The following is a 24,886-nucleotide window of genomic DNA, read 5'->3' as shown; positions in this document are numbered from 1 at the left end:
TCCTTTCTAGACTGCGGCTGTGAAGGGCTTGCTGCTGCGCCTGTCGGCGCTGGACGCGGACGCGGCCGCGGCGTTGCGGGTGATCGCCCACTTCGAGGCGCTGCTGGGCAGCGGGGCGCTCGATGCGGCCTCGCTGGTGCGCTCGACGGCGGGTCTGGCGGAGTGCGCGGCCGGGTGGCTGCCGGCCGGCGGCGAGCCGGTGCGGTTCGGGCCGGACGGCGGGGAGCTCGCCGGTCCGCCCGGACGTGTCTCGTCCGCGGCGGAGCTGGGTGCGGCCGGCCGGGTGTGGCTGGAACGTCCGGGCGCGGCAGGCCCGTTGGACGATCTGGTGCTGGAGTGGATGGCGACGGCCGCCCGGGTGGTGGGCGGTGGCGCACGCGGCGCGGGGGCGCCGCACGTCGCCGATCCGGCACTGGTGGAGCTGGTGCTGTCCGGCCGGGAGGCGGTGGCCGACCGGGCCCGGGCGCTGCGGCTGCTCGGGCTGGTGCCCGAACTCCCGCTGCGGGTGGTGGCGGTGGCGGGCGGCCCGGCGACCGATGCGGGAGCGGAGGCGGTGGCGCTGCTCGGGTGCAGCACGGTGGCGGGCACGGTCCGGGTGGCCCGGCTGGGTGCGGTGGGCGCGGTGCTGCTCCAGCCGCGGGGGCCGCGGGCATCGCCGGACGGATCGCCGGCCGCGGAGCTGCGCACGGCGCTGCGGGAGCGCGGCCGCGGGCCGGGCGGGGCGCGAACGGCCTTGCGCGGCCTGCGGGTCGGCGTCGGTGGCCCGGCGGAGGCGCTGGCGGCCGGGGAGTCCTGGCAGCAGGCGCGTGCGGCGCTGCGGTTCGCGGTGGCGGGTGCGCCGGTGGAGGCGGTGGCGGACCACGACGCGCTGGGCGCGGTGGTACTGCTGGCGGAGATCCCGGCGGACCGGCTGCGCGGCCGACCGGACGTCCGGGCACTGGAGTTGCTGGCGGAGCGCGAGGACGGCGCGGCGGCGGTGGCGGCCCTGGCGGCGTTCTGCCGGACGGGCTCCCTGCGCCAGGCCGCGGCCGAACTGCACCGGCACCACAGCTCGGTGGCCGCGCGGCTGGCCCGGGTGGAGGAGGAGACGGGCTGGCGGCTGCGCGACCCGCAGGACCGGTTCCGCGCCCAACTTGCCTGGTACGCCTGGCGGCTGGCGGCCTCCGCCGAGGACTGACCGTCCTTCGGCAGGCCGCCGGGCGGGGCTGCGCCCACCGGCCGGGCCGGGCTCATCGGCCCAGCGCCCGGCGGAGCACGGCGACGACCTCGGCACGGGCCCGCCGCGCCACGGCCGAGTGGGTCACCATGCCGGCACCGTGGAAGGTTCCCGGCAGCAGGTGGAGTTCGGTGGGGACGCCGGCGGCCAGCAGGGCGCGGGCGTAGTCGATGCCCTCGTCCCGCAGCGGGTCGAACTGCATGACGGTGATGTGGGCGGGCGGCAGGCCGGCCAGGTCCGCGGCGTCGGCGCGGGCGGGTGCGGCGTACCGGTCGACGGTGTCGCCGCCGGCGGTCGGGCCGAGGTAGGCCGCCCAGGAGAGCAGGGCGTTGGGCCGGTTCCAGACGGGCGTGTCGGTGTACTCGACGGCGCTCGGAGTGGTCAGCCGGTCGTCGAGGGCGGGGCTGTGCAGCTGCTGGAGGCGGATGTGCGGGCCTCCGCGGTCGCGGACGAGCATGGCGAGACCGGCGGCCAGTCCTCCGCCGGCACTGTCACCGCGGAGGGCGATCCGGTCGGCGTCCAGGTCGAATCCGGCGGCCTGCTCGACCAGCCGGCACAGGCCGGTCCAGCAGTCCTCCAGGGCTGCCGGGTAGGGGTGTTCGGGTGCGAGGCGGTAGTCGGCGGAGACGACGAGGACCTGGAGTTCCCGGCAGAGGTGCAGGTTGTCCTCGTGGTCGACGTCGGGGTTGCCGAGCACGAAGCCGCCGCCGTGGAGGGTGTAGAGCAGGGGCAGCGGGCCGGGGCGGCCCTGCGGCCGGTAGGTCCTCAGCAGGACGTCGGGGGCTCCGGGGGCGCCCGGCACCCGGACGTCCTCGACCTTCACCCCGGTGCTGTCGGCGCGTTCGGCGGTGCCGGCCAGTTCGGCGGCCTGCGCGGCGCGGGCGGCCGCCAGGTCGGAGATGTCCACCGGGGACCACATCGCGAGGGCCGCGGCCAGTTCGGGGTCGTAGGCGTGGGGCACGCTGGCGGTCCCTCCGAGGCGGAGACGGGCACGGGAACGGGCACAGGACGGGCGCCCGCCGGAAACCCTCGTGATCCGGCGGGCGCCCCGGGAAGAACCGTCCCACGGCGTCGGCCCGCCGGGCATCCGACAGGCGTCGGGACAACCGCCGCCGCGGCCCGACACGCGTGCGGCCGCCCCGACGCCGAAGGGCCGGGCAGCCGCTCTCCGGGCCGGGGTGCGACCGCGTGTGCAGCGCCGCTCCCGACGCCTGCACCGGACGGCCGGGAACCCGGCCCGCCGACCGCCCGGCACTCACGCGGCGCCCGGCGGCACCTCCCCCGAGCCGCGCACGATCAGCCGGGTGGGCAGCTCGATGCGCTGCGGCGGGGAGGTGTCGCCGCCGAGCCGGTCGAAGAGCAGGCGGGCGGCGGTCCGGCCCAGGGCCTCCGGGTCCTGGGCGACCACGGTCAGGCCCGGGGAGAGCAGGGCGCCCAGCTCCAGGTCGTCGAAGCCGACCAGGGCGGGGCGCGGCGACGCCCCGGCCAGGTACTGGAGGGCACCCAGGGTGACCCGGTTGTTGGCGGTGAACAGCGCGGTGACCGGCTCACTGCCCGAGAGCATGCCGCGCACGGCCCGGGCCACGGTCCCCGCGTCGGTGGGGCCGGTGGCGATCCACCGCTCGTCGGCGGGCAGGCCCGCCTCCGCCAGGGCCGCGCGGTAGCCGCGCAGCCGCTCGGAGCCGGTGTGGATGTGCGGCAGGTCGCCGACGAAGCCGATCCTGCGGTGGCCGTGCGCGATCAGGTGGGCCACGCCCTCGCGGGCGCCGCCGGCGTTGTCGCTGAGTACGGCGTCGGCGGGCAGGCCCGAGGCGGGCCGGTCCAGGAAGACCGCGGCGGTGCCGGAGGCCAGTTCGGGCGCCAGGTAGCCGTGGTCGGCGCCGGCCGGCACCACGACGAGCCCGTCCACCCGGCGGGCGCAGAAGGCGAGGGCGAGCTCCCGTTCGCGCTGCGGGTCCTCGGCGCTGGAACCGGTGAAGAGCAGGGAGCCGTGCTCGCGGGCGACGCCCTCCACGCCGCGCGAGAGCGCGGAGGAGAACGGGTCGCCGATGTCCTCCAGCAGCAGGCCGATGCTGGCCGTGGTGCCGGTGCGCAGCAGCCGGGCGCTGTCGTTGCGGCGGAAGCCCAGCGCATCGATGGCGGCGCGGACCCGGGCCGCCATGGCCGGGCTGACGCCGGACTCCTCGTTGACGACCCGGGAGACCGTCTTGAGTCCGACGCCGGCGGCGGCCGCGACGTCCTTCATGGTCGGTCTGGCGACCGGACGGCTGTTCATAGCCAGCGAGCATACGACCCCGGGGCGCGGGCGGAGGACTCGTGGACAACGTTGCCCGCCGAAGGTGGACAACGTTGTCTGCCTGGGTCAGAATCAACCGGCCCCCGCGGTACTCCGGCCACGCACCGCACCGACCACCACTCCCCCGGAGCCAGCACCATGAGCACCGCCAGCACCGCCGCCCCCGCAGCCCCGGTCCGGGGATCGGTCGCCGCACTCGACGTCGGCGGCACGAAGATCGCCGGCGGGCTCGTCGACCCCTCCGGCCGCCTGCTGCACCAGGTGCAGTGCCCAACCCCGGCCCGCGAGGACGCGGCCACCGTGCTCGGAGCCGTACGGCACGTTCTGGACGCTCTCGCCGCCCATCCCGGATGGCCGCTGGTGACGGCCGCGGGCATCGGCAGCGCCGGCCCGGTCGACACCGCCGCCGGGACGGTCAGCCCGGTCAACATCCCCGCCTGGCGGTCCTTCCCGCTGGTCGGGGAGGTCTCCGCCCACCCGGCCGTCCACGGCCTGCCCGTGGTGCTCGGGGGCGACGCGGTGGCGATGGCGGCCGCCGAACACTGGCTCGGCGCCGCCCGCCCCTACGACGACGTCCTGTGCATGGTCGTCTCCACCGGTGTCGGTGCCGGCCTGGTCCTCGGCGGCGCCGTCCACCACGGCCCCAGCGGGAACGCCGGCCACCTCGGCCACATCACCGTGGACCTCGACGGCGACCCGTGCCCGTGCGGCTCCCGCGGCTGCCTCGAGGGCCTGGCCAGCGGCACCGCCATCGCCGCCCGCGCCGCCCGGGACGGCTGGCGCCCCACCGGTCCTGACACCTCCGCCTCCGCCGTCGCAAAGAGCGCCCGCCTCGGCGACCCGGTCGCGCTGCGCGCCTTCGACCGTGCCGCCCGGGCCCTGGCCGCGGGCATCGCCGCCACGGCGGCCCTGGTGGACATCCGGGCGGCGGTCGTCGGCGGCGGCGTGGCCAAGGCCGGACCGGTCCTCTTCGAACCCCTCCGGCGCCACCTCGACGGCTACGCCACGCTCTCCTTCACCGCCGGCCTCGACCTCCTGCCGGCCCGCCTCGGCACCGACGCCGGCCTGGTCGGCGCCGCCGCCCTCGCCCTGCACCGCGCCGACCGCGGAAACCGGGCAACCCCCGAGGCGCGCACGGCGGAAGAGGCCGTCCGGCCCCGCACGGCCCCCTGCCTCCCCGCGTAGCCCGTACCCGAGCTCCGCAGCCGGCCCCGGCCGCCCCGCAGCAGGGGGCGGCCGGGGGCATACTGACTGTGCGTCAGCCTGTGCTGCAGGACGCGCCGTTGAGGGTGAAAGCGGCCGGGACGCCGTTGGTGCCGGGGACGGAGGAGGCGTTGAAGCCGAAGGTCACACTGCCGCGGGCCGGGATGGTCCGGGTCCAGGCCTCGTCGGTGGCGTGGACGTTCCGCCCGCTCTGGGTGCCCTTGGCGTTCCACACCGAGTTGAGCTGCTGGGGGCCGGGGAAGGCGAAGTCCAGTGCCCAGCCGTCGACGGCGGTGGTACCGGTGTTGCGGACGGTCACGTCACCGTTGAAGGAGGAGCCCCAGTCGCTGAGGACGTACCGCACCGAGCAGGCGCCGGCCGGGTCCGTCCCGCCACCGGCCGTGGTGAGGGTGGCGGTGCCCGAGCGGGGCGAGCGGTTGCCGGCGGCGTCCCGGGCGTACACGGCGAAACCGTACTGGGTGGGGGGGGTGAGCCCGGTGAGGTCGGCACTGGTCCCGGCGACGGTGGTGACGGCGCTCTCGCCGGCCGCGGTCACCCGGACCACGTCGTAGGCGGTGACGCCGGTGTCGTCGGTGGCGGCCGCCCAGGTGAGCCTGGCCCCGGTGGAGGTGATCGCGGACGCCGCGGGGGTGCCGGGCGCGGTGGGGGCCTGGGTGTCGCCGCCCCCGCCGCCGTACACGGGGGACTCCTTGGAGGTGGCGCGGATGCCGTTGGCGCCGTCGATCAGCCGCTTGCCCCAGGTGGTGAGCTTGGTGGCGTCGAAGCCGGTGGCCATGTCGAGGTACTCGACGCCGCCGCCGTTGCCGCTCCAGGACCAGCCGAGGTAGCCGACGCCGAGCCGTTGGGAGGTGGCCATGATGGCGTCCTCGTCCGGGTTGCCGTCCGAGTGCACGTCGCCGAACTCGCCTACGACGATGGGTAGTTAGGCGTTCACGAAGCGGCCGAGGTAGTCGTCGACCTCGGCCGCGGTGTCGAAGACGCCGTACATGTGGATGGAGAAGACGGTGTTGCGCTGCGGGTCCGCGGCGAAGACGCCGGCCGCGTTGTCGCGCATGGTGAACGACCAGTCCTGGCCCCAGTTGGGGGCGTCGACCAGCAGGGTGTGGGCGAACCCGGCTGAGCGCAGGCGCTGGACCGCGGCCGTGGTGTCGGCCGTCCAGGCGGCGTGACCGCTGTTGCCGAAGGGCTCGTTGCCGATGTTGAGGATGACGTACTTCTCCTGGCCCTGCAGTGCGCTCTGCACGGAGACCCAGTAGTCGACGGCACGGGAGAGGGAGACGGCTGCGCTCTGCTCGCCGTAGCCCGTGGTGTCGTGGGCCTCCAGGATGCAGATCAGGCGGTTCGCCTTGCACTGGGCGATGATGTCCGCGACGTCGGCGGCACTGTTCTTGGTCCACTGGTCGCCGGTGCTCAGCACGACACGGACCGAGTTGGCGCCGGTGGCCTTGATGTCCTTGAGCGCCTGGGTGGTCCGCCCCGGGTACCAGGTGTGGGCGTGGTTGATCCCGCGCAGCACGACATCCTGGTCGGCGGCGTCCTGCAGGCGCCCGTTGCTGACGTGGAAACCCGGCACGGCCGCGGCACGGCCTGCGGGCACGGCCACGAACAGCGAGGCGGCCACGGCGGCGAGGCCCACTGCCGCACCTGCGAGTCTGCGGTTCATCCTTGGTGCTCCCGACGGGGGTTGCGCACGCACTGGTGCCGGTCCGCGTGGGGGGGAGACCGGTGCCGCGGAATGGGGTGGGTTGACTGCGCCCGGACGGCACCACCGCAGTCGCGGCGACCGACCGGACGCACGGGGTGGGGTGCGGCGTGCAGTTCGGCGTACGACGGTGCGGACGGACGGTGCAGCGGGGCTTGCCGGCCCGAGATGGTCGAGCGGCTCTGCACGGGCAGGCGGGCCGACGGGATTCGGCTCGCGGAACGAACGGTGAATGACCGTCGGATCCCGGACATGGGCGGCCGGTGCGGCCCGCCCGGCGGCCCGGCATCAGAGTAGGGGCCCGTCGGACGGCGGCACAACACCCTGAACCAAATCGGTTAAGTCCGCCTCGCCCGCACCGGGCGAGAGACGTCGAACAACCCGCACCCACGCCCACAGAACGGCTCTGACCTGCATGTTTTGCGGGCGCCGAGCGACCCCGGGGCGGGCAATCCACCCGTAAGGAGCCGTAGCGGGACACAGCCACTCCAAGGCGCCGCAACCACGCTCTTCAGTAGTTGTTCAGTTCCACCGGCAGCGGCCCGTACGGGCTTCGGGCGCTGTAGCATCGCGCCCATGCCGATGCCCGATGAGAACGACCGCGCGGCGGAGGCGCCGTCACCCGCCTGGCGGGTCACCGTGCTGGACCACCGCGAAGTCGTCGGCACCCCGCCGTACGAGAGCAGGTTCACCGAGGGAGAGCCGCTCGCCCACCGTGGCGGCCTGCGCATCCACGGCGCGCTCGGGGAGGTCACGTGCATCGACGAGGACGGGCGGACGCGCTGGCGCCACCGGCTCGACGGCCGGCCGAACGCGGCCCACGTCTCCGGCGACCGGGTCCTGGTCACCACGGACTCGATGGAGTACACCCCCTGGGGCAACCTCGGCCCCGCCCTGCTGCTGGACCTCGCGGACGGCACCCGGGTCACCGAACTCCGCGGCGCCCGCGGCGCATCCCTGCGCGGCGGCCGCTTCCTGCTCGGCCTGGAGGGCTACGACTTCTTCGACACCTGGGAGTACGACCGCGACGGCAACCGGGTGGACGCGTGGCGCAGTTACGGGCACTACGTGGTGGGCACCGGTGTCCGCGTCGTCGAGTGCGACCGTTCCTTCCCGACCGAGAGCCGGGTGGTGCGACTGCTGCGCGGCGGCGTGGTGGAGCGCGGACCGCGGCTCACCGATCCGACCGTGCCGCGGCCGGTGGTGCTGGAGGACGGGACCGTCCTGGTGCTCGACTCCGGCGTGCTGCGTGCCGTCGGCCGCCGGCTGGACGACGCCGTACTGACGGAGCTGCTGCCGCTCGACCCCCGCAACTCCCCCGGCTACTACGGGACCCTGCACCGCACCGGCGACCGGCTGACCGCCACCGTCTCGCTGCGCACACCTCCCGAGGACCACACCCGGTACACCGTCCACACCTGGACGCTCGCCCTGCACCGGCCTGCATGACGGCCGGTCGCCGGACGGGACGGGCGCGTTCAGACCCGGGCCGCGTTGCGGAGGTCCTGGTCGAAGGTGCGGATGTCCTCCTCGGTGAGCGAGGGGCGGGTGTGGGCGATGGCGCTCAGGTGGTCCTCGGTCAGCCGGCGGGGGTCGGCGGCGTGGCCGTCCCCCTCCGCCAGATGGCGTTCGAAGGCGGTCTGGGCGGCCGTCCGGGCGGCGTACTCGATGTCGGCGGGGGTGAAGCGGTCGCTCGCCAGGACGAGGGCGTCCAGGTCGATGCCGGCCGCCCGGTCCGGGCCGAGGTAGCGGGTCCAGATCGCCCGGCGGGCCTCGGCGTCGGGCGGGCCGACGGGGATCAGGTAGTCGAAGCGGCCGGGGCGCAGGAAGGCCTGGTCGAGGCTGCGGACGGCGTTGGTGGCGCAGATCAGCAGCCGGCGGTCGCGGCGGCGGAACGGCGGTATGAGCTTGAGCAGTTCGTTGGTCACCCGGTGGGCGAGGGTGGTCGGGTCGCGGCGCTCGGAGGCGATCTCCTCGGCCTCGTCGAAAAAGAGCACGACCTCGTCCAAGTGGTCGACCCGGGAGAAGAGTTCGCGCAGGCCGCCCGCCACGCCCTGCGGGTCGGCGGCGAGCCGGTGCGGGACGACCTCGACGAAGGCCCAGCGCAGCCGGGAGGCGACGGCCCGGGCGAAGGTGGTCTTGCCGGTGCCGGGCGGCCCGAAGAGCACGACGGCGCGCGGCGGCTCCAGCCGGTAGCGTTCGGCGGTGCGCCGGTTTTCGAGCGGCAGCACCAGCCGTCGTTCGATCAGGCTCTTCTCGGCGTCCATGCCGGCGATGTGCTCCCAGAGCCCGGTCTCGGGCACCGAGCCGCCGAGCTGGTCGAGGATGGTGGCCTCGGCCGAGTCCGCCGCGAGGACCTTCTCGAAGTAGCCGAGGTCGGGGCGGCCGGTGTAGCCGGAGTTGGCGAAGGCCTGCTCGCCGACCTCGCCGCGCGGCAGCAGGGCGCCGATGCGGCGCACGCCGGCCTCGGCGAGCCGGGCCTCGAGGGCGGCCAGCAGGGCCGAGCCCATGCCGTGGTGCCGCCAGGGCCGGGCGATGGTCAGGCGGAGCACCCAGCCGCGTTCGGCGGCGGTCGCGGACACGGCCGCGCCGACCACCTGGTCGCCGACCTCGGCGACGACGGCGGGTGCGCCGGCCCGGACGGCGGTGAGGACCTCGGCGAGGCCGGCGGCCGGGTCGGCGTCCGTCTCCCGGGATTCCTCCCAGATCCGGACCACCTGGTCGATGTCGCCGTCCTCCAGGCCGCGGATGCGCCAGGGGGAGACCGTGCCCGTCATGCCTGCCAGTCTTCCGCGCCGGGCGGCGCCCCGCCCGCCGGGAGGTCCCGGGGCGGGGCGCCGCAGGGTCCCGCCGCCGCCGTGGTCAGGACCCTGCGCCCCCTTCGTCCCCGAGCGGGCGGCCCTGCTTCCGCACGGGTTCGGCCCCCATCGCGACCGGGGTGGGCCGGACCGGGCGCCGGCGCCGGCGGCGCAGCCAGAGGTAGAGCAGCAGGCAGGGCAGCAGGATTCCGGTGGCGGTGAGGACGATGAACGCGGTGAAGCTGCTGATGTGCTCGACCAGCCAGCCGAAGTTCTGCCCGAAGAAGCCGACCACGAAGGACAGCGGGAGGAACACCGTGGCGATGATGGTCAGCCGTTCGACGGTGGAGCTCTGCCGGAGGTTGATCTCGTTCTGCTCCACGGAGATGACCGCGATGTTCGCCTCCAGGACGGTGGCCAGCAGGTCGCGCTGGGCGGCCACCTCCTCGTTGACCAGCAGCAGGTGGTCGTGGACGTCGCGGAAGTACGGCAGCAGCTCGGTCGGCGACCGTCCGGACTGCAGCCGCCGGCCGACCACGGCGAGCAGCGGGTGCACGGCGCGGTAGAAGTCGGTGGCCTCCCGCCGCAGCGAGTAGATCCGTTCGGTCGGGGCGACCGTCCCGGAGAAGACGGTGGCTTCGATCTGCTCGATGTCGCGGTCGAGTTCGGCGACGACGGGCGCATAGCCGTCGACGACCTGGTCGAGGATCGCCCAGAGTGTCGAGGCGCTTCCGGTGCGCAGCAGTTCCGGGCGGTGTTCGAGGCGGCTGCGGGCGCCGGCGAGCTCGCTGGCGATGCCCTGGCGGACGGTGATCACGAAGTGCTCGGAGAGGAAGATGCTGATCTCGCCGGTGTCGATCTCCTCGCGTCCGTCGTCGTAGCGGGCGGTGCGGACGATGATCAGCTCGGTGCCGTCCTCGTACTGTTCGGCCTTCGGCCGCAGGTGGAAGGCCTGCGCGTCCTCGACGGCGAGCTCGTGCAGCCCGAAGTTGCGCTGGACGACGGCCAGCTCCTCCGGGGCGGGTTCGAACATGCCCAGCCAGACGAATCCGCCCTGTTCGGCACGGGCGGCCGCCTGTTCCAGCGGCATGGCGCCCGCGTGCTGCCGGCGCCCGTCGCGGTAGTGCGCGCAGTCGACGATCATGACGTCCTCCTCGGCCCGGTGCAGCCCGGCCGACCGCACCCGGCCCGGCACGGCCTCGCGGCCCCGACCCGCGCCGCGGTCCCCGTCCGCAGCGGGCGAAAGGCCCGGGTGCGCACGGGACGCACCCGGACCCCGATGATGAACGGCACGACGCGGCGCCGACCGCCACCTGTTGTCCTACCCCGGAACAGCCGGACGACGCGGCCCACCAGCGGCCAGTGGCGCCGACTCTCCGGCGCGGCCAGGGCATGTGCTCCCGGCGGCAGTCACCCTGAGGATCTGCAGCACCACCCTGCGCCGTCGCGGCCGGCGGTCACCGTCCCGCCGCCTCCGCCCGGTGGGCCGGCTCACTGCTCGCCGAGGGCCATCCACTTCCCGGGCTTCGCCAGCGGCTCGAACCCCGCCTTGGCGTACACCCCGTGGGCATCGGCCGTCGCCAGCAGGATGCGGCGCAGGCCGTGGGGGGCGAGTTGGTCGCGGACGGCCGCGGCCAGGGCCGTGCCCAGCCCCCTGCCGCGCGCCTCGGGTGCGATGTAGACGTCGCAGAGCCAGGCGAAGGTGGCCCGGTCGGTGACCACCCGGGCGTAGCCGACCTGGGCACCGGAAGCCGTCTCGTAGACACCGAAGTTGAGGGAGGCCGCAATCGCCGAGTCCTGCTTCTCGCGGGAGCGGCCGAGTGCCCAGTAGGCGTCCTTCGACAGCCACTGGTGGATCAGCTCGGCGTCGAGGCGCGAAGGCTCGGTCGAAATCTCGTACCCGCCCGGGAGATCGGTACTCATGCCCAGATCCAAGCAGAGCGCCCCGGCAGCGAACCCGCGGGGTCGGCGCGGCCGGGGTTGCGGACGTTCCGGCAGGGACGGTCCCGGGGCGCGGTGGGGCGCGCCCCGGGACCCGCGAGGCGGCCGGTCACTGCTCGAACGGCCGCCCACCCGCATGTCGGGCTCGGCGGTGTGCCGATCGTAGGAGCGGACGGCACGGCTGTCACCGGCCCCGGCGATTGGAACGTCCGATGCGGCGCCTCCGATCGAGGCACTGCCGCCGGGGTTCGGCACGGCACTCGGTCACGGGGTTTGGCCGGAACCACAACTGACACACCGAACACGCGTGGGAACCTCGCCGACCGCACGGGCGGGCGGTAGGCTCCGCGGCCCGGGGGTTACCGGCGAACGGGGAGAACCATGGGCGGAACCGAACTTGCGGTGGCACTGGTGATCGGTGCGGTGATCGGCATCCCGCTGGGGCTGTACCTGCGCAGTCGCGGCAAGCGCGGCCGGCACTACGAGCCCGCGGAGATCCGGGCGTTCGCCGACGAGCTGCGCGCCGAGCTGCTGGAACGGGCGAGCACCCCCGCGGAGTGGGTGGACCTCGGCGAATTCCTCCGCGGACAGCCGTACTTCGACACCCCGACGTGGCGCGGTGCCGTCATCGCAGCACTGCTGTCGGACGGCACCCTGACCGAGATGCCCGCGCCGCTCTCGCAGGTGGAGGGCGGCCTGTCGTTCCGCGTCTCCGCCCGCACCTGGACCGAATTCCACCAGACCCGCGCCACCGAGCCGACCGCGCCGGAGACCGCGTAGAGCCGTGTCAGCAGGCCTTGCCCCCGAGCTCCGCGCACCGGCCAGGGCGGGCGCACCAACCCGTATGCCGGCGCAGGGGCACGGACGCCGGCGGGCGGCAGCGGTCCCGTACCCCCGGGACCGCTGCCGCCCTCATCCCCGCCCCGCGCCGGCCCTCCCGGCCCGGCCGGGCTCCGGTGTCCCGCCGCAGTCCGTACCTGGCCGTCGGCGCGCGGCTGTGCCGAGGCCCGTGTGGGGTTCGGGCCTCGGCACGCCTGTGGTGTCAGATCGGCTGCCAGAGCGCCGGGACGTTCGGCGGCTCCCAGCCGGTCTGGGCCTGGTGGCCCTGGATGCAGCGGTAGTTCAGTCCGCCGTAGCCGACCCGGTCGCCCGCCTGGTAGACGGTGCCGGCGGCCCAGGTGCCGGGCCCGCCGGGGCCGCTGCCGACGACCAGCGTGTAGCTGGTGGTGCGGGCGGCGGTGCCGGTGCCGGTCACGGTGATGCCGTACGTGCCGGGGGCGGTGGCGGTGCTCACCGACACGGTCATGGTGGCGGAGGCACCGGCCTGCACCGAGGCCGGGCTGAAGGCGACGGTGACGCCGGCCGGCAGGCCGGATGCGGTGAGGTTGACCGTCTGGACCCGGCCGGAGGTGACGGCCGTGGCGACGGCCGCGGTGGTGGTGCCGCCCGGTGCTGCCGTACCGGTGGCCGGGTTCACCGCGACCGAGAAGTCGTCGGCGGGGGCGGTGCCGCCCACCGAGGTCTTCCAGAGCGTGTGGGCCACACCGTCGGCGCTGCGGTCCAGTGCGGTGGTGTTGATGTTGCCGGTGGTGTCGCAGGACTGGTGGTAGCAGGAGTCGTACGCCCGGTTGGCGGTGCCGCCCCACTTGGCCGCCTGTGCCGCGGACTTGACGGCGCTCGCGCCGGTCGCGTAGCCGGAGGTGGGGATGCCGGCCTGCTGGAAGGAGTAGTCGTCGGAGCGGCCCTGGCCCTCGGTGTTCTCCTCGGGCTGGAGGCCGAGCGAGTCCCAGTAGGCCTTCATCGGCGCGGCGGCCGCGGAGTTGAGGTTGTTGACGAAGTAGCCGGCGTTCGGCGAGCCGACCATGTCGAAGTTGTAGTACGCCTTGATCGCCGTTCGCTGGGCCGAACTCAGCTGCCCCACGTAGTACTCGGATCCCTGCAAGCCCTGCTCCTCGCCCGTCCACCAGGCGAAGCGGACGTGCCGGGTGAGGGTCGGGTTCTGCTGGGCGAGGACGAGTGCGGTCTCCAGCAGGACGGCCGAGCCGGAACCGTTGTCGTTGATGCCGGGCCCGGCGGAGACGCTGTCCAGGTGGGCGCCGAACACGGTCACCTGGTCGGACGGGCCGCCCGGCCAGTCCGCGATCAGGTTGTTGGAGGTGTAGGTGCAGGAGGTGCAGGTCTGCTCGGTGACGGTGTAACCGGCGGCCTGGAGGCGGCTCTTGACGTAGGCCACGGACTGCGTGTGCCCGGCGCTGCCGGCCCTGCGGTTGCCGCCGTTCTGCGCGGCGACGGTGTTCAGCTGGGCGAGGTGCGCCTGCACCTCGGCGACGTCGATGTCGGGTGCGCTGCCGCCGGGGTTGCCGCCGCCGCCCACGGTCAGCGTGTACTGGGCGGTGTGCACGGCGGAGCCGCTGCCGGTGACGGTCAGCGTGTAGGTGCCGGCCGGTGCCGCGGCGGAGGCCGAGACGGTCATGGTGGCGGACGAACCCGCCTGGTCGCCCGCCCCGCCGGCCTGCGTCGCCGGCCGCTGCTGAGGCTCGCCGCCGAACACGCGCACGCCGCCGGCGCACTGCGCATGCAGAGCGGGCGTGCGGCCACCGCGATGGCCTGCTTCGCCTGGGCCGAACTGGCCGGTGATCCCGCCACCCAGGTCGCCGCGCTCAGCGACATGAGCACCCTCGCCAGGCTGGACGGCGACGCCCGTACCGCCCTCGGCTGCGCGGGCGCCATCGGCCGGGCGGCACCCGACCGGCACTGGGCGGGCGCCATGGCCCGGATCGGCATGGCCCGTGCCCAGGCTCCGACCGGCGACGTCCGCGAGACCGTGCGGCACCTCACCCGTGCCCGCCTGCACGTGGACCACATCGGTGAGGACGACACGGCGGACGCCCCCTGGCTGTCGATCGCCTCGATGCAGATCCGGGTCGAGGCGGGCGCGGCCGCCGCCCTGCGCGACCTCGCCGCGGCCACCGGCGAGCCCCGGCTCGCCCGCCTCGCCGCCGATGCCGCCTGCACCGCGTTGCGTCTCCTCGGCCCGCAGCAGCTGCCGTCGGCCCGGCTGCTGTTCGCGGTGCGGACGGCCGACTGCCTGCTGTGCGCCGGCGACGTCGAGGGCGCCCTCGCCCTCCTCCCGCCGGCCCTGCAGGACGCGCCGGCCGTCCCCGCCCTCGTCCGCCACGAGTTGTACGGCCTGTACGCCCGGCTCACCGCCGGGGCCCGGCGCTCCGCCCGCCGTGCCGCCGAACTCCTGGACACGGCCCGGCTGCTGGCGGAACGGGCCCGGCCCGCGACCGGTTGAGCCCGTGTCGCCGTCGGCGGTCGGCGGAGGCGGGCGGGCGCTGTGCCACGATCCTCCTGGCGGATCACCTCCGCACCAGCGCACTCACGAGAGCGAGGCCCACCCTTGGCCCTCAGGAGATCCGACGCCGGTGTCGCCGTGCTGCTGTCCGAGATACCCGCGTTCGCCGGCCATCTCCGGGCGGCGACACTGCTGCGTCCGAAGGCGGGCGCACCGGTCCGGGAGGACAGCTCGGTCGGCGGCCCGCTCCTGTGGCCGGCCGGGGAGGAGTGGCCGCTGTGCACGGCCGCGCACCTGGTCGAGACCCGGGAGAAACTGACCGACCGGGAGCGGGAGACCTGTCTGCGGATCGACCGGGAGCGGCGCGAGTGGCACGTGCGGCACCCCGACCGGCCGTACCGGCTGTCCACCGAGGACGCCGCCGAGCAGGCACGGATCATGGCGGGCGCCGGGGTCCTCGATCTGATCGCCTGGGAGCGGGTGCGGAGGGTGCCGGACACGACCGGCAGCGGTGTCCCGATGGTGCCCGTGGTGCAGCTCTTCGCCCGGGACGTCCCCGGCGTCCCGTGGCCGTCCGGCACGGACGTCCTGCAGCTGTTGTGGTGCCCCAACGACCATGCCGAGCAGCCCGCACAGCCGGGCTACCGGGGGCCTGCCGTGGACCTGCGCTTCCGCGCGTCGCCGGCGGCCCGGCAGCACCGGGTGCCGCCGCCCCGGCCGGACCGCGCCGACCGCGGCTATCTGCCGCATCCCTGCACGGTGGCACCCGTCCGGATCGCCGAACTGCCCGACCCGGACGAGCTCCCGGCAGAGCTGTACGAGACCGGCGAGGCCTGGGCCGAGGAGCACGGCGTCGAGTTCCACCGGGGTCTCGCCTGCCGCCCGGGCTGGAAGGTCGGCGGCTGGCCGAGCTGGCACCAGACCGACCTGGTCCCCGTCGAATGCGACTGCGGCGCCGCCATGCGCCTCCTGCTCACCCTGGACAGCGGCGGCGACCCGCACCTCAACGTGGGGCGCTTCGGAGAACTGCGGGTGTTCACCTGCCCGGTCGACGGCTCGCACCCCTTCCGGCTGAACCTCCAGTAGCCGCGAGGGGCCTCCGCCGGCCGGGGCGGGACCTCCCTCGACCGGGTGCCCCGCCGTCGGCCGGTCGACCGTGTCAGGTGGTGCGGGTGATCTCGATCTTGCGGGCGGGCTTGTCCGGCTGCGGGGCGATCGGCGCCCGTACGGTCAGCACGCCGTTCTCGTAACCGGCGGTGACCTCGGTCTCGGACGCGCCGGCGGGCAGCTGGACGGTCCGGGTGAAGGAGCCGTACCGGAACTCGGAGCGGTGCTTCTCCTTCTCCTCCTCGACGCGCTCGGCGTGGATGGTGAGCAGGCCGTCCTCGACGGTGACGGAGACGTCCTTGTCCGGGTCGATGCCGGGCAGCTCGGCGCGGACCTGGTAGACGCCGCCCTCCTCGGACTCCTCGATGCGGATCATGTGCTCGCCGGGCGACATCCGCATCGCCATGTCCTCGAACCAGTCGGGTATCGCCGGACGGTGCGAGGAGAACGGGAACCTTCGGCGCAGCTCGTTGGCCATGACTGCCTCCCTGCGGAGTGCTCTTCCCTCCACGGTAGACACCTCCGGCGCGGAGCCGCTTCCGGCAGCGGCCGCCGGGTCATGCGGTGCCGGTGGTCGGGCGCGCCGCGGCCGCCTCCGTGGGCTCCAGTGCGCAGCGGAGGGTGGCCGTCAGGGCCCCGTCGGCTTCCCGCTCCAGGGTGAGGGTGATGTCGTCGACGTCGCGGCCGAGGCGCTCGAGGGCCTCCAGGAGCGGGGTGACGTCCCACGGGTCGTGGTGGCCGCGCAGGTAGCGGCCCAGGGCGCGGTCGAAGTCCGCGCGCCGCGGCCCGTCGTCGTGGTGGTAGTGGGCGGACAGCCGGTCGGGGGCGCTGGTGGTCATCGGTCCTCCTCGGTGCACGGCCCGGCCCGGTCCACCGCCTCCCCGGCCGGCCGCTCCTTCCAGCCTGGCAGCACCCGGCCGGCCGGGCACGGGCTGGGGATCAGCCGGTCGGTGCGCCCCGGACGGGGTCTCGCCAGGTGGGACCGGGGCGGTGCGGCCTTCCGTCCGGGGCGTCGGGCGGTGAGGATGTCGGCACCCGTCCCTGCACCATGCACGAAGGAGCCCGATCGCCGATGAGCACACACGTCCATGTCCGGCTGCGCCAGGGGATCGCCGTCGGCGGCGAGGGCGAACTCGTGGAGCAGTGGGCGTGCCGGTGCGGCGAGGAGTGGACGCGGACGCACCGGGTGGCGGACGGTCCCGCGGAGGACTGAGCGCCGCGCGCAGTGCCCGCACCCCTGATGGGGCAGCCCCTTCGGCTACGGTGAGCCCATGCCCGTGCCCATGTCACCAGCGCCAGCCGTACGGACGCTCACCGACGACCTGGGGGCCGTGGTGCGGCTCGGCGAGGTCCGCCGGGTGGTGTCGCTGGTGCCCTCGCTGACCGAGGCGATCGCCGTCACCCGCCCGGGGCTGCTGGTCGGCGCCACCGACTGGTGCAGCCATCCCGCCGGGCTGGACGTGGCACGGATCGGCGGCACCAAGAATCCGGACACCGCCGCGATCGCCGCGCTGCGGCCCGATCTGGTGGTCGCCAACGAGGAGGAGAACCGCGTTCCCGACCTCACCGCGCTGCGCGGGGCCGGGCTGGCCGTCTGGGTCACCGAGGTCAGGACGCTGGACCAGGCCTTCGTCTCGCTGGAACGGCTGCTGACCGGCGCCTGTGCCCTGCCCGCCCCGCCCTGGCTGGCGGAGGCGCGCCGCGCCTGGGCCGCCGTGCCGGCGCCGGCCGGGCCGCCGCGGCGGGCGGTGGTGCCGATCTGGCGCCGCCCGTGGATGGTGGTGGGCCGCGACACCTTCGCCGGCGACCTGCTGCGCAGGTTGGGCGTGCACCAGCTGTACGCGGACCACGCAGAGCGCTACCCGGCCGTACCGATCGACGAACTCAGGGCGTCCCGTCCCGAGTTGGCGGTGCTGCCGGACGAGCCGTACCGGTTCTCGGCGACCGACGGGCCGGAGGCGTTCCCCGGTGTGCCGGCGGCGCTGGTGAGCGGGCGCCATCTCACCTGGTACGGGCCGTCCCTGGTGGAGGCTCCCGGGCTGCTCGCCGCCCAACTGGCCGCCGCCGAGGCCCACGGCACCTGACCGCGGCGACCGACCGCGGGAGGCGCCCGGCGGCACCGCGCCGCAACGGCCCTCAGCGGCGGCGTGCGGGCGGCCGGTCGAAGACGCAGTCGCCGCAGACCCAGCTGCCGGGCGCCCGGTAGTACAGGCAGCAGGAGGTGCGCCGGAACGCGAACGGCTCCCCCGGCGCCGACAGGGTACCCGTCCCGCGCAGCGGCGGGCGGTCGAGGAGGTCCCGCACCAGCGCCTCGGCGGCGGGCAGCGCGCGGGTGCGCCGGAGGGCGGGCGTCATGGCCAGGACCTTCAGCGTCCCGGCCAGGGCGGAGGCCGTGTTGCCGTGCAGCAGCGGCTCGGCGACCGGCGTCACGGCGCGGACGGCCGCCGTCAGCGGGGCCAGGTTCTCGGTGATGACCGCCCGGTGGAGGGCGTCCGCCGGCGGCCCGTCGGACAGGGCCACCGGGTACGGCAGCCAGAGGTCGAGCGGGCCCTCCGCGGGCAGCGCCCAGTGGGCCCGGTCGGGGTGCAGGTCCGGTACGGCTGCGCCGAGCGCCGCCGTACCGAGCGCCACGGACCACAGCCGGGCGGCGAGCCCGAGGTGGACGGTGGAGGCCGCCACCCGCGGCTCCGCGGTGCCCATCCGCCGGGCGACCTCCGCGATCCGCGCGGCCAGCGGACCGTCCGGCCCGCCGTCGTACAGCTCCCGCAGCGGCCGGAACCCGGCCGGCGGCCCGGCCCCGGCCGAGCCGGTCCGCACGGCGAAGTACGGCCCGATCCGGCCGACCTGCTCCAGCAGTGTCATCTCGGCGGGGTCTCCCAACGGTCGGCAACGGGCACCGGCGGCACCCGGTCCGCCGACGAGCATGCCACGCCCGCGAACGGTCGCCCAGGACGGTCACCCGGACCCGCGGGCACGGGACGGGCCCGGCCGCTGGGTGTGCGGCCGGGCCCGTCCGTTCTCGGTGTGTCGGCGTCAGCCGGTCTGGATGGCGGTGTCGTCGATCACGAAGCTGGTCTGCAGCGAGGAGTCCTCGGTGCCGTTGAACTTGAGGGTGACCGACTGGCCCGCGTAGGAGGACAGGTCGACCGTCTTCTGGCTGTAGCCGGTGGCCTTGTTGAGGTTGGAGTAGCTGGCGACCGTGGTGCCGTTGACCGTCACGGTGAGCTTGTCGTACGCGGTGGAGGTGGTGGTCTCCGCCGTGTCGATGTGCAGCCAGTAGCTCAGCGTGGCCTTGCAGCCGGCCGGGATGGTGACGGTCTGCGAGGCGCTGTCGGTGTGGGTGGAGCCGTAGCCGTTCAGCCAGGCCTTCCAGGAGCCGGAGTGGGCGGCCTGGGAGGCCGAGTTGTCGACGACGCCGCTGCTGGTGGTCCAGGGGGCGGCGGTGCCGGTCTCGAAGCCGGCGTTGCCGAGCAGCTGGGCCGGGACGCAGCTGCCGGTGCCGGAGACCGTCCAGGTGAAGCTGGTGGAGCCGGTCCTGTTGGCGGCGTCCTTGGCGGTCACGGTCACGTTGTAGGTGCCCGCGGTGGTGGCCGTGCCGGTGATCCTGCCGGAGCTGCTGATCGACAGGCCGGTCGGCAGGCCGGTGGCGGTGAAGGTCAGCGGCGCGGTGCCGCCGGAGGCCGAGATCTGCAGGTTGGCGGTGCCGTTCACGGCGGTGGTCTGGTTGCCGGGGCTGGTCACCGTGACGGCGGTCGAGCCGGCCGGCTTGGTGAGGAGGCAGCCGGCGACGTTGAGGTCGATGACCCGGCCGGTGCCCAGGCAGGTGGTGAACCAGTAGGTCTGCTCGCCGTAGCTCTGGCCCTTGGTGGCGGTGGTGGTGCCGTCGGCGGCCACCTCGCAGGGGTTGTTGAGGGTGCACATCGCGCCGTCGTCGTTGCCGGTGTTGTTGATGCCGACGACCTTCTTGGTGGCGGCGTCGACGATCGGCGAACCGGAGGTGCCGTGCGTGGTGTTGCAGCCCGAGCTGTAGCGGATCGAGTCGTGCCAGGTCCACTCGTCCTCGCGCAGGGTCGGGACGAACCCGTTGACCGAGCAGTTCCACACCTGCTTCCAGTACGAGGAGGGTATGAACATCGCGGAGCCGTCGACCGGGTGGGTGTCGCTGATGGTCAGCGCCGTGGCGCCGAACTTGCTGCTGATCGAGGCGAAGGTGTCGGTCAGCTGGTACAGCGCCACATCGGTGCCGGTCATGGTCGCGTAGAGCACCTTGTCGGCCTGGACGGTGCCGAGCGAGGAGCCGGAGGAGCTGAGCAGGGTGCCGCTGCGGCTGGCGGTCTGGTTCTGGATCACCACACCGGCGGCGGGCATGGTCGGCAGGCAGTGCCCGTTGGTCAGCATCATGGCCCGGTCGGTGTCGACCGACGAGGGGTAACGCACCAGCGACGCCGAGCAGTTGCTCAGGGCGATGGTGGAGGTCAGATCGCCCGCCTGGACGGCGTGGGCCGGCGTGGCGGCAGCGGTCAGCGTGCCGGCGGCGACCGCGACCGCGCCGACGGCGGCGGCGAGTCCCTTGAACATGGGGTCTCCTTGTGGGGGATGTGCCGGACACGCGACCGGTTGCGCGCGACCGAGCCGCACGAAACTGCCATGGCCGCTTCAAGGGGGTCAACGGTGCTTCCCGGAAAGGCCGTTCGCCGCCGCCCCGGGACGGCGCCCGACCTGTCGGATACGGCCACACCGGTACGGGCGCCATAACCGGACGACTCCGGCCCAGCCGCCACATCCCAGACCCGCCCGGACGTCCCCGCCGGGCCGGCGCGAGCAGCGCCGCCGTCCTTCGGCGCGCCTCCCGGTCCAGCTCCGCGCCGCCCGGTCGGCGCTCCCCGGCGCAACCCCCGCCCACCGACACGAGATTGACCGGAAACGATCGCCCGTCCGGGGCGTCCGGACACCGCCGGCGCGGCCCGGCCGGGGCCACCGCGGACGGGCGGAACGGAGGGGCGGTGTCAGCGCGACCGGACACCCTCACCGATCATGGGTGCGTTCGAGTGCGACAGGTGGAGAGGTGTACGGGTGTACCGGTGGAGGCGTTGCCTGGTCGAGGCGGGCGTGGGCGAGGAGCGGATCGAGGACTACCGGGCGGCGGGCCGCTTCCTGCTCGGGCGGGAGCCCGCGCTGTTCTCGGCGGTGCGGCTGCTCGGCGTGCCCGCCTACCAGCCGCACGCCGTGGCGGGCTACGCGTTCGCCTGCTTCACCGACGACCTGTGCGACCTCGGTGCGCCGCAGGAGCGAGCCGACCGGTTCGCCCGCTGGCAGGAGGACGTCCGCGCCGCCCTGGCGGGCGAGGCCTGCGGGCAGCCGCTGGCCCGGGCGTTCGTCCACTCCGCACGGCTGCGCCGGCTGCCGGTGCACTGGATCGAGTCCTACCTGGCCGGTGCCCGGACGGACCTGTCCTTCACCGGTTTCGGCACCGAGCAGGACTACCAGGCGTACATCGACCGGCTGTCCTGGCCGTTCACCATGCTGACGGCCGGCCTGGTGCACATCGGCGGCGGCGACGAGCGGTACACCGCTGCCGGACGGGCGCTGGCCGACGCCTGGCAGCGGCTCGACTTCCTGATCGACCTGTCCCGCGACCTCCGCGACGGCCGGCTCTACCTCCCCGAGGAGGCCATGCGCGAGCACGGCGTGACGCGCGAGGACCTCGCGGCGGGCCGCCGCAGCGCGGGCGCGGCGGCGCTGGTGGCCGACCAGGCCGACCGTGCCGAGGAGGCCCTGGGCCTGGCCGACGCGATCCTCGAGGTCCCCGCCGAGTACCGCCCGCTCAGCCGGATGGCCCTGCGGCTGGCCCGCCGCCGCCTGGAGGCCGTCCGCCGGGCCGGCGCCGCGGTCGCACGCGGCCCCGTACGCGACTCGCCGTGGGCCCTGCTCGCCACCCTCGCCGCAGCCCGCCGCCCCGACCCCCGTGAACTCGCCCACGACCGGGCCACGGCCCACGCGCCCCTGGTGGTTCCCTCGTGATTCGCGGTGCAGGACACTAGCGTCTGCGGCGGGCCGCCGGGACCATCCGGAGGACGGTGCGCAGCATGTGGTCGGCGACGTCCCGCGGTGGATCGTCCATCAGCTCGGTCAGCAGCCTGGCCAGCGAGCCGACCAGGCCGGGCCTGGCCATGACGTGCTCGTTGAGGAGCGGCCGGTAGCCGAAGCGGCTGAACAGGTGGTCCGCGGCGGTGTTGCCGAGCCGGTAGTAGCGCCCCCAGCGGCGCCGGATCTCCTCCGGGTAGCGCCGCAGGACGTGTTCGCGCCCCTGCCCCGGTGCCCGGGTGAGGGCGAGGGCCACGGTCTCCGCGGCGATCTCGGCCGCCTCCATGGCCTGGGCGATGCCCTCGCCGCTCCAGGGGCTGATCATGCCGGCGCTGTCGCCGACCAGCAGCAGGCCGCGGCCGTACTGCGGGTGGCGGTTGAACCCCATCGGCAGGGCCGCGCTCCGCAGCGGCGAGTCGGCGTTCTCCTCGGTGAGCCCCCAGTCGCGGGGCAGCCGGGCGAGCCACTGGTCGAGGGTGGCGCGCAGGTCGACCGCGCCGTGGTTGCGGTGCGGGAGCGCGCCGAGGCCGACGTTGACCCGGCCGTCGCCGAGCGGGAAGATCCAGCCGTATCCGGGCAGGTCGCGGCCGGTGCGCGGGCAGCGCAGGTCGGCCCACAGCTCCAGGTACTCGTCCTTGGACAGCTCGGGGCTGCGGTAGTAGCGGCGGGCGGCGGTGGCGAGCTGCCGCCTGGGGTCGCGGTCGAGGCCCATGGCGAGGGCGGTCCGGGCGGAGGCGCCCTCGGCGGCGACGACGAGCGGTGCCCGGTACTCGACGGGCCGGCCCTCGGGCCCGGCGCCGGCGCTGACGCCGGTGATCCGGCCGGCCCGGTCGGTGAGCGGGCCGGTGGCCTTCACCTCGGTGCGCAGGCGGGCGCCGGAGGCGGCGGCGTGGTTGGCGAGGATGTCGTCGAAGTCGTGGCGGCTGCGGGTGAGGCCGAAGTCGGGGAAGCGGCCGAGGTCCGGCCAGTCGATGACGACCTGGCGGTCGCCGCAGACCCACCGCATGCCGCGGGAGCGGTTCCAGCCGGGCGCGTCGATGTCGATGCCCATGCGCAGCAGTTGGCGTACGGCGCGCGGCGTCAGGCCGTCCCCGCAGACCTTGTCGCGGGGGAAGCGGCTCTTCTCCAGCAGCAGGACGTCGACGCCGGCCCGGGCCAGGTGGACGGCGGCGGACGCCCCGGCGGGCCCGGCGCCGACGACGATCACCTCGGCCTCCTCCACGGCGGGCGGGTCGGCCGTTGCGGAGGTCTGCGGCGGGGGCGGGTTCTGCGCCGGTGGCGTCACTGTCTCCTCCTGGGGGCGCCGATGCATCTGACGGACGCTTCATCCCTACCCACCCCCGGGGTGCCCTGCCCTCACTCGTTCGGGACCGACCCGGCGGGATGCCGCCGGGTCGGTCCGGCCGGGGCGGGCTACGGGCAGCTGACGACCTGTCCGGCCCAGGAGAGGCCGCCGCCGAAGGCGAGGAGCAGGACGGGGGCGCCCGGCGGGAGTTCGCGCCGCTGCACCAGCTTGGACAGGGCGAGCGGGACGGAGGCGGCGGAGGTGTTGCCCGACTCGACGACGTCCTGGGCGACCACCGCGTCCGGCGACAGGTCGAGTTGGCGGACGAGGGCCTCGATGATGCGCAGGTTGGCCTGGTGGGTGACCACGCCGACGAGGTCGGCGGGGGTGAGGCCGGCGAGTTCGCAGGCGCGTCGGGCGATGTCGGGCAGTTCGCCGGTGACCCAGCGGAAGACGGCCTGGCCCTCCTGGGCGAACCGCGGCTGCCACTCGTCGACGAGCCGGACGGCGTTGCCGCGGGTGGGGTCGGAGCCCCAGGCGACGGGCCCGATGCCGGCGTCCTCGGCGGCGCTGAGGACGGCGGCGCCCGCACCGTCGCCGAGCAGCACGCAGGTGCTGCGGTCGGTCCAGTCGGTGACGTCGGACATCTTCTCGGCGCCGATCACGAGGGCGTGCCGGGCGGCGCCGGCCCGCAGGGCGTGGTCGGCGCAGGCGAGGGCGGTGCAGAACCCGGCGCAGCCGTTGTTGAGGTCGAAGGCGACGGCGGAGGGGATGCCGAGGCGGGCGGCGACCTGGGCGGCGATGGAGGGGCAGCGGTCGACGGCGGAGCAGGTCGCCACGGTGACGAGGCCGATGTCGGACGGGTCCAGTCCGGCTGCGGCGAGGGCCTTGCCGGCAGCGGCGGCCGCCAGGTCGGTGACCGACTCGTCGGGGCCGGCGATGCGCCGGGTGGCGATGCCGGTGCGGCGGCGGATCCACTCGTCGCTGGTGTCGACGACGGCGGCCAGGTCGTCGTTGGTCAGGACGCGGTCGGGCTGGTGGTGGCCCAGGGCGGTGATGCGGCTTCCCGGCACGGCTGGTCTCTCCTCGGCTCGGCGACGGATGCCGGGAATATAGCAACCGATCGGTCGGACGCTAAATGGCGGCACCCGGATAGCATGGGCGGCATGAGCCCACGCAAGTCCGTCGCCGAGGCCCGCAGGACGCGGGAGCGCATCGTGGCGCACGGCATCGCACTGGCCTCCGTCGACGGTCTGGAGGGGCTGACCATCGGCCGCCTCGCCGCCGACCTGGGCATGAGCAAGGCCGGGGTGCTCGGCCACTTCGGGACGAAGGAGGCGCTGCAGCTCGCCGCGCTGGAGGGCGCCGCAGCCGTCTTCTCCCGTACGGTCTGGGAGCCCGCGCAGCACGAGCCCCCGGGGCTGCCCCGGCTGCGGGCGCTCTGCGAGGCGTGGATCACCTACCTGGAGACGGAGCGCGAGGTCTTCCCGGGCGGCTGCCTGTTCACCACCGCCGCGGTGGAGTTCGACGCCCGCGGCGGCCCGGTGCACGACGCGGTCGGCCGCCTGCTGCGGCTCTGGCGCCGCCGGCTCGCCGCCGAGGCGCGCACCGCGGCCGCCGACGGCACCCTTCCCGCCGGCACCGACCCGGAGCAGCTCGCGTACGAGCTCGGCGGCCTCTACCTGGCGCTGAACCAGGAGCTCCAGCTGTTCGGCTCCGCCGACGCCGCCGACCGCACCCGCCGGGCCCTGGACCGCATGCTCGACCCCGCCCCGGCCCCCGCCCGCAACCCTGCCGCTGCCGCCGCCCCGGCCGCCCGGTAACGACACGCCGGACCGACACGCCCCCGGGTGGACCCGGCAGCCCTCCGCCGTCTACATTCCCGTAGACGCGCGGGCGCAGGTCCGTCCGCAGGGAAGTTCCGGGAAGGGTCCA

22 protein-coding genes and 3 pseudogenes are annotated in these 24,886 nt (G+C 75.0%); 10 read left to right on the top strand and 15 right to left on the bottom strand.

The window, feature by feature from the left end; all coding sequences use genetic code 11:
• Positions 1 to 19: 19 nt before the first annotated feature.
• On the top strand, positions 20 to 1,177 hold the full coding sequence (locus tag AB0M03_RS00905) for a helix-turn-helix domain-containing protein (protein WP_363486908.1): 1,158 nt from the start codon (positions 20 to 22) through the stop codon (positions 1,175 to 1,177).
• A gap of 52 nt (positions 1,178 to 1,229) precedes the next feature.
• On the opposite strand, the gene AB0M03_RS00900 is transcribed toward AB0M03_RS00905, so the two are convergent.
• On the bottom strand, positions 1,230 to 2,177 hold the full coding sequence (locus tag AB0M03_RS00900) for an alpha/beta hydrolase (RefSeq protein WP_363486906.1): 948 nt from the start codon (positions 2,175 to 2,177) through the stop codon (positions 1,230 to 1,232).
• A gap of 294 nt (positions 2,178 to 2,471) precedes the next feature.
• Complete coding sequence (locus AB0M03_RS00895) at positions 2,472 to 3,491, bottom strand: LacI family DNA-binding transcriptional regulator (protein WP_363486904.1); 1,020 nt, start codon at positions 3,489 to 3,491, stop codon at positions 2,472 to 2,474.
• Positions 3,492 to 3,650: 159 nt separating this feature from the next.
• On the opposite strand from AB0M03_RS00895, the gene AB0M03_RS00890 reads away from it, so the two are divergent.
• On the top strand, positions 3,651 to 4,697 hold the full coding sequence (locus AB0M03_RS00890; protein ID WP_363486902.1) for an ROK family protein: 1,047 nt from the start codon (positions 3,651 to 3,653) through the stop codon (positions 4,695 to 4,697).
• Between the two features lie 73 nt (positions 4,698 to 4,770).
• On the opposite strand, the gene AB0M03_RS00885 is transcribed toward AB0M03_RS00890, so the two are convergent.
• Positions 4,771 to 5,592: a cellulose binding domain-containing protein gene (locus AB0M03_RS00885; protein ID WP_363486900.1), complete on the bottom strand. Its 822-nt coding sequence runs from the start codon at positions 5,590 to 5,592 to the stop codon at positions 4,771 to 4,773.
• A gap of 66 nt (positions 5,593 to 5,658) precedes the next feature.
• Complete coding sequence (locus tag AB0M03_RS00880) at positions 5,659 to 6,399, bottom strand: cellulase family glycosylhydrolase (protein WP_363486898.1); 741 nt, start codon at positions 6,397 to 6,399, stop codon at positions 5,659 to 5,661.
• A gap of 615 nt (positions 6,400 to 7,014) precedes the next feature.
• Here AB0M03_RS00880 and AB0M03_RS00875 point away from each other — a divergent pair.
• The gene (locus AB0M03_RS00875; RefSeq protein ID WP_363486896.1) at positions 7,015 to 7,887 is read left to right on the top strand and encodes a hypothetical protein; all 873 of its coding nucleotides are present in this window, start codon (positions 7,015 to 7,017) and stop codon (positions 7,885 to 7,887) included.
• A 29-nt stretch (positions 7,888 to 7,916) separates the two neighbouring features.
• Here AB0M03_RS00875 and AB0M03_RS00870 read toward each other — a convergent pair whose 3' ends face one another.
• The 3 genes from AB0M03_RS00870 to AB0M03_RS00860 all read right to left on the bottom strand — a co-directional run bounded on the left by AB0M03_RS00870 (position 7,917) and on the right by AB0M03_RS00860 (position 11,159).
• Complete coding sequence (locus AB0M03_RS00870; protein WP_363486894.1) at positions 7,917 to 9,215, bottom strand: ATP-binding protein; 1,299 nt, start codon at positions 9,213 to 9,215, stop codon at positions 7,917 to 7,919.
• An 85-nt stretch (positions 9,216 to 9,300) separates the two neighbouring features.
• Positions 9,301 to 10,380, bottom strand: coding sequence for a CorA family divalent cation transporter (locus AB0M03_RS00865; protein ID WP_363486892.1), 1,080 nt, complete (start codon positions 10,378 to 10,380; stop codon positions 9,301 to 9,303).
• A 347-nt stretch (positions 10,381 to 10,727) separates the two neighbouring features.
• Entirely contained in the window at positions 10,728 to 11,159 is a 432-nt protein-coding gene (locus AB0M03_RS00860) for a GNAT family N-acetyltransferase (protein ID WP_363486890.1), read from the bottom strand.
• Positions 11,160 to 11,558: 399 nt separating this feature from the next.
• Between AB0M03_RS00860 and AB0M03_RS00855 the strand changes: the two genes are divergently transcribed.
• Complete coding sequence (locus AB0M03_RS00855) at positions 11,559 to 11,957, top strand: hypothetical protein (RefSeq protein ID WP_363486888.1); 399 nt, start codon at positions 11,559 to 11,561, stop codon at positions 11,955 to 11,957.
• 262 nt (positions 11,958 to 12,219) lie between these two features.
• On the opposite strand, the pseudogene AB0M03_RS00850 reads toward AB0M03_RS00855, so the two are convergent.
• Positions 12,220 to 13,671: pseudogene (locus AB0M03_RS00850) on the bottom strand (M28 family peptidase); the annotation flags it as partial.
• Between the two features lie 81 nt (positions 13,672 to 13,752).
• On the opposite strand from AB0M03_RS00850, the gene AB0M03_RS00845 reads away from it, so the two are divergent.
• Positions 13,753 to 14,475, top strand: coding sequence for a hypothetical protein (locus AB0M03_RS00845; protein ID WP_363486886.1), 723 nt, complete (start codon positions 13,753 to 13,755; stop codon positions 14,473 to 14,475).
• 105 nt (positions 14,476 to 14,580) lie between these two features.
• A complete protein-coding gene (locus AB0M03_RS00840; RefSeq protein ID WP_363486884.1) occupies positions 14,581 to 15,561 on the top strand; it encodes a hypothetical protein in 981 nt (326 codons plus the stop codon).
• A gap of 73 nt (positions 15,562 to 15,634) precedes the next feature.
• Here the strand turns inward: AB0M03_RS00840 and AB0M03_RS00835 are convergent, their stop codons facing one another.
• Positions 15,635 to 16,060, bottom strand: coding sequence for an Hsp20/alpha crystallin family protein (locus tag AB0M03_RS00835; protein ID WP_363486882.1), 426 nt, complete (start codon positions 16,058 to 16,060; stop codon positions 15,635 to 15,637).
• A 79-nt stretch (positions 16,061 to 16,139) separates the two neighbouring features.
• Positions 16,140 to 16,421 (bottom strand): hypothetical protein, encoded by a 282-nt coding sequence (locus AB0M03_RS00830; protein ID WP_363486880.1) that lies wholly within the window; start codon positions 16,419 to 16,421, stop codon positions 16,140 to 16,142.
• A gap of 233 nt (positions 16,422 to 16,654) precedes the next feature.
• On the opposite strand from AB0M03_RS00830, the gene AB0M03_RS00825 reads away from it, so the two are divergent.
• Both AB0M03_RS00825 and AB0M03_RS00820 read left to right on the top strand, forming a co-directional pair.
• Complete coding sequence (locus AB0M03_RS00825; RefSeq protein WP_363486877.1) at positions 16,655 to 16,795, top strand: hypothetical protein; 141 nt, start codon at positions 16,655 to 16,657, stop codon at positions 16,793 to 16,795.
• A gap of 70 nt (positions 16,796 to 16,865) precedes the next feature.
• The gene (locus tag AB0M03_RS00820) at positions 16,866 to 17,666 is read left to right on the top strand and encodes a helical backbone metal receptor (RefSeq protein WP_363486875.1); all 801 of its coding nucleotides are present in this window, start codon (positions 16,866 to 16,868) and stop codon (positions 17,664 to 17,666) included.
• Positions 17,667 to 17,718: 52 nt separating this feature from the next.
• Here the strand turns inward: AB0M03_RS00820 and AB0M03_RS00815 are convergent, their stop codons facing one another.
• From AB0M03_RS00815 to AB0M03_RS00805, 3 genes and pseudogenes are all read right to left on the bottom strand, one after another.
• Positions 17,719 to 18,444 carry a (2Fe-2S)-binding protein gene (locus AB0M03_RS00815; RefSeq protein ID WP_363486873.1) on the bottom strand — a complete coding sequence of 242 codons (726 nt, stop codon included), beginning with the start codon at positions 18,442 to 18,444 and terminating at the stop codon, positions 17,719 to 17,721.
• Positions 18,445 to 18,615: 171 nt separating this feature from the next.
• A pseudogene (locus AB0M03_RS00810) lies at positions 18,616 to 19,329 on the bottom strand (putative Ig domain-containing protein); the annotation flags it as partial.
• Positions 19,330 to 19,542: 213 nt separating this feature from the next.
• A pseudogene (locus tag AB0M03_RS00805) lies at positions 19,543 to 19,980 on the bottom strand (trypsin-like peptidase domain-containing protein); the annotation flags it as partial.
• A 675-nt stretch (positions 19,981 to 20,655) separates the two neighbouring features.
• Here AB0M03_RS00805 and AB0M03_RS00800 point away from each other — a divergent pair.
• Positions 20,656 to 21,603 carry a squalene/phytoene synthase family protein gene (locus tag AB0M03_RS00800; protein ID WP_363486871.1) on the top strand — a complete coding sequence of 316 codons (948 nt, stop codon included), beginning with the start codon at positions 20,656 to 20,658 and terminating at the stop codon, positions 21,601 to 21,603.
• Positions 21,604 to 21,619: 16 nt separating this feature from the next.
• On the opposite strand, the gene AB0M03_RS00795 is transcribed toward AB0M03_RS00800, so the two are convergent.
• Positions 21,620 to 22,888: a geranylgeranyl reductase family protein gene (locus AB0M03_RS00795; protein ID WP_363487383.1), complete on the bottom strand. Its 1,269-nt coding sequence runs from the start codon at positions 22,886 to 22,888 to the stop codon at positions 21,620 to 21,622.
• 191 nt (positions 22,889 to 23,079) lie between these two features.
• Positions 23,080 to 24,024: a beta-ketoacyl-ACP synthase III gene (locus tag AB0M03_RS00790; RefSeq protein WP_363486869.1), complete on the bottom strand. Its 945-nt coding sequence runs from the start codon at positions 24,022 to 24,024 to the stop codon at positions 23,080 to 23,082.
• A gap of 93 nt (positions 24,025 to 24,117) precedes the next feature.
• On the opposite strand from AB0M03_RS00790, the gene AB0M03_RS00785 reads away from it, so the two are divergent.
• Positions 24,118 to 24,774, top strand: coding sequence for a TetR/AcrR family transcriptional regulator (locus AB0M03_RS00785; protein WP_363486867.1), 657 nt, complete (start codon positions 24,118 to 24,120; stop codon positions 24,772 to 24,774).
• Positions 24,775 to 24,886: the final 112 nt, after the last annotated feature.

Source organism: Kitasatospora sp. NPDC051914, assembly GCF_040680995.1.
Classification (GTDB): Bacteria; Actinomycetota; Actinomycetes; order Streptomycetales; family Streptomycetaceae; genus Kitasatospora.
The sequence above is the reverse complement of the archived record's forward strand: the minus strand, read 5'-3'. Positions and strand labels throughout refer to the sequence as shown.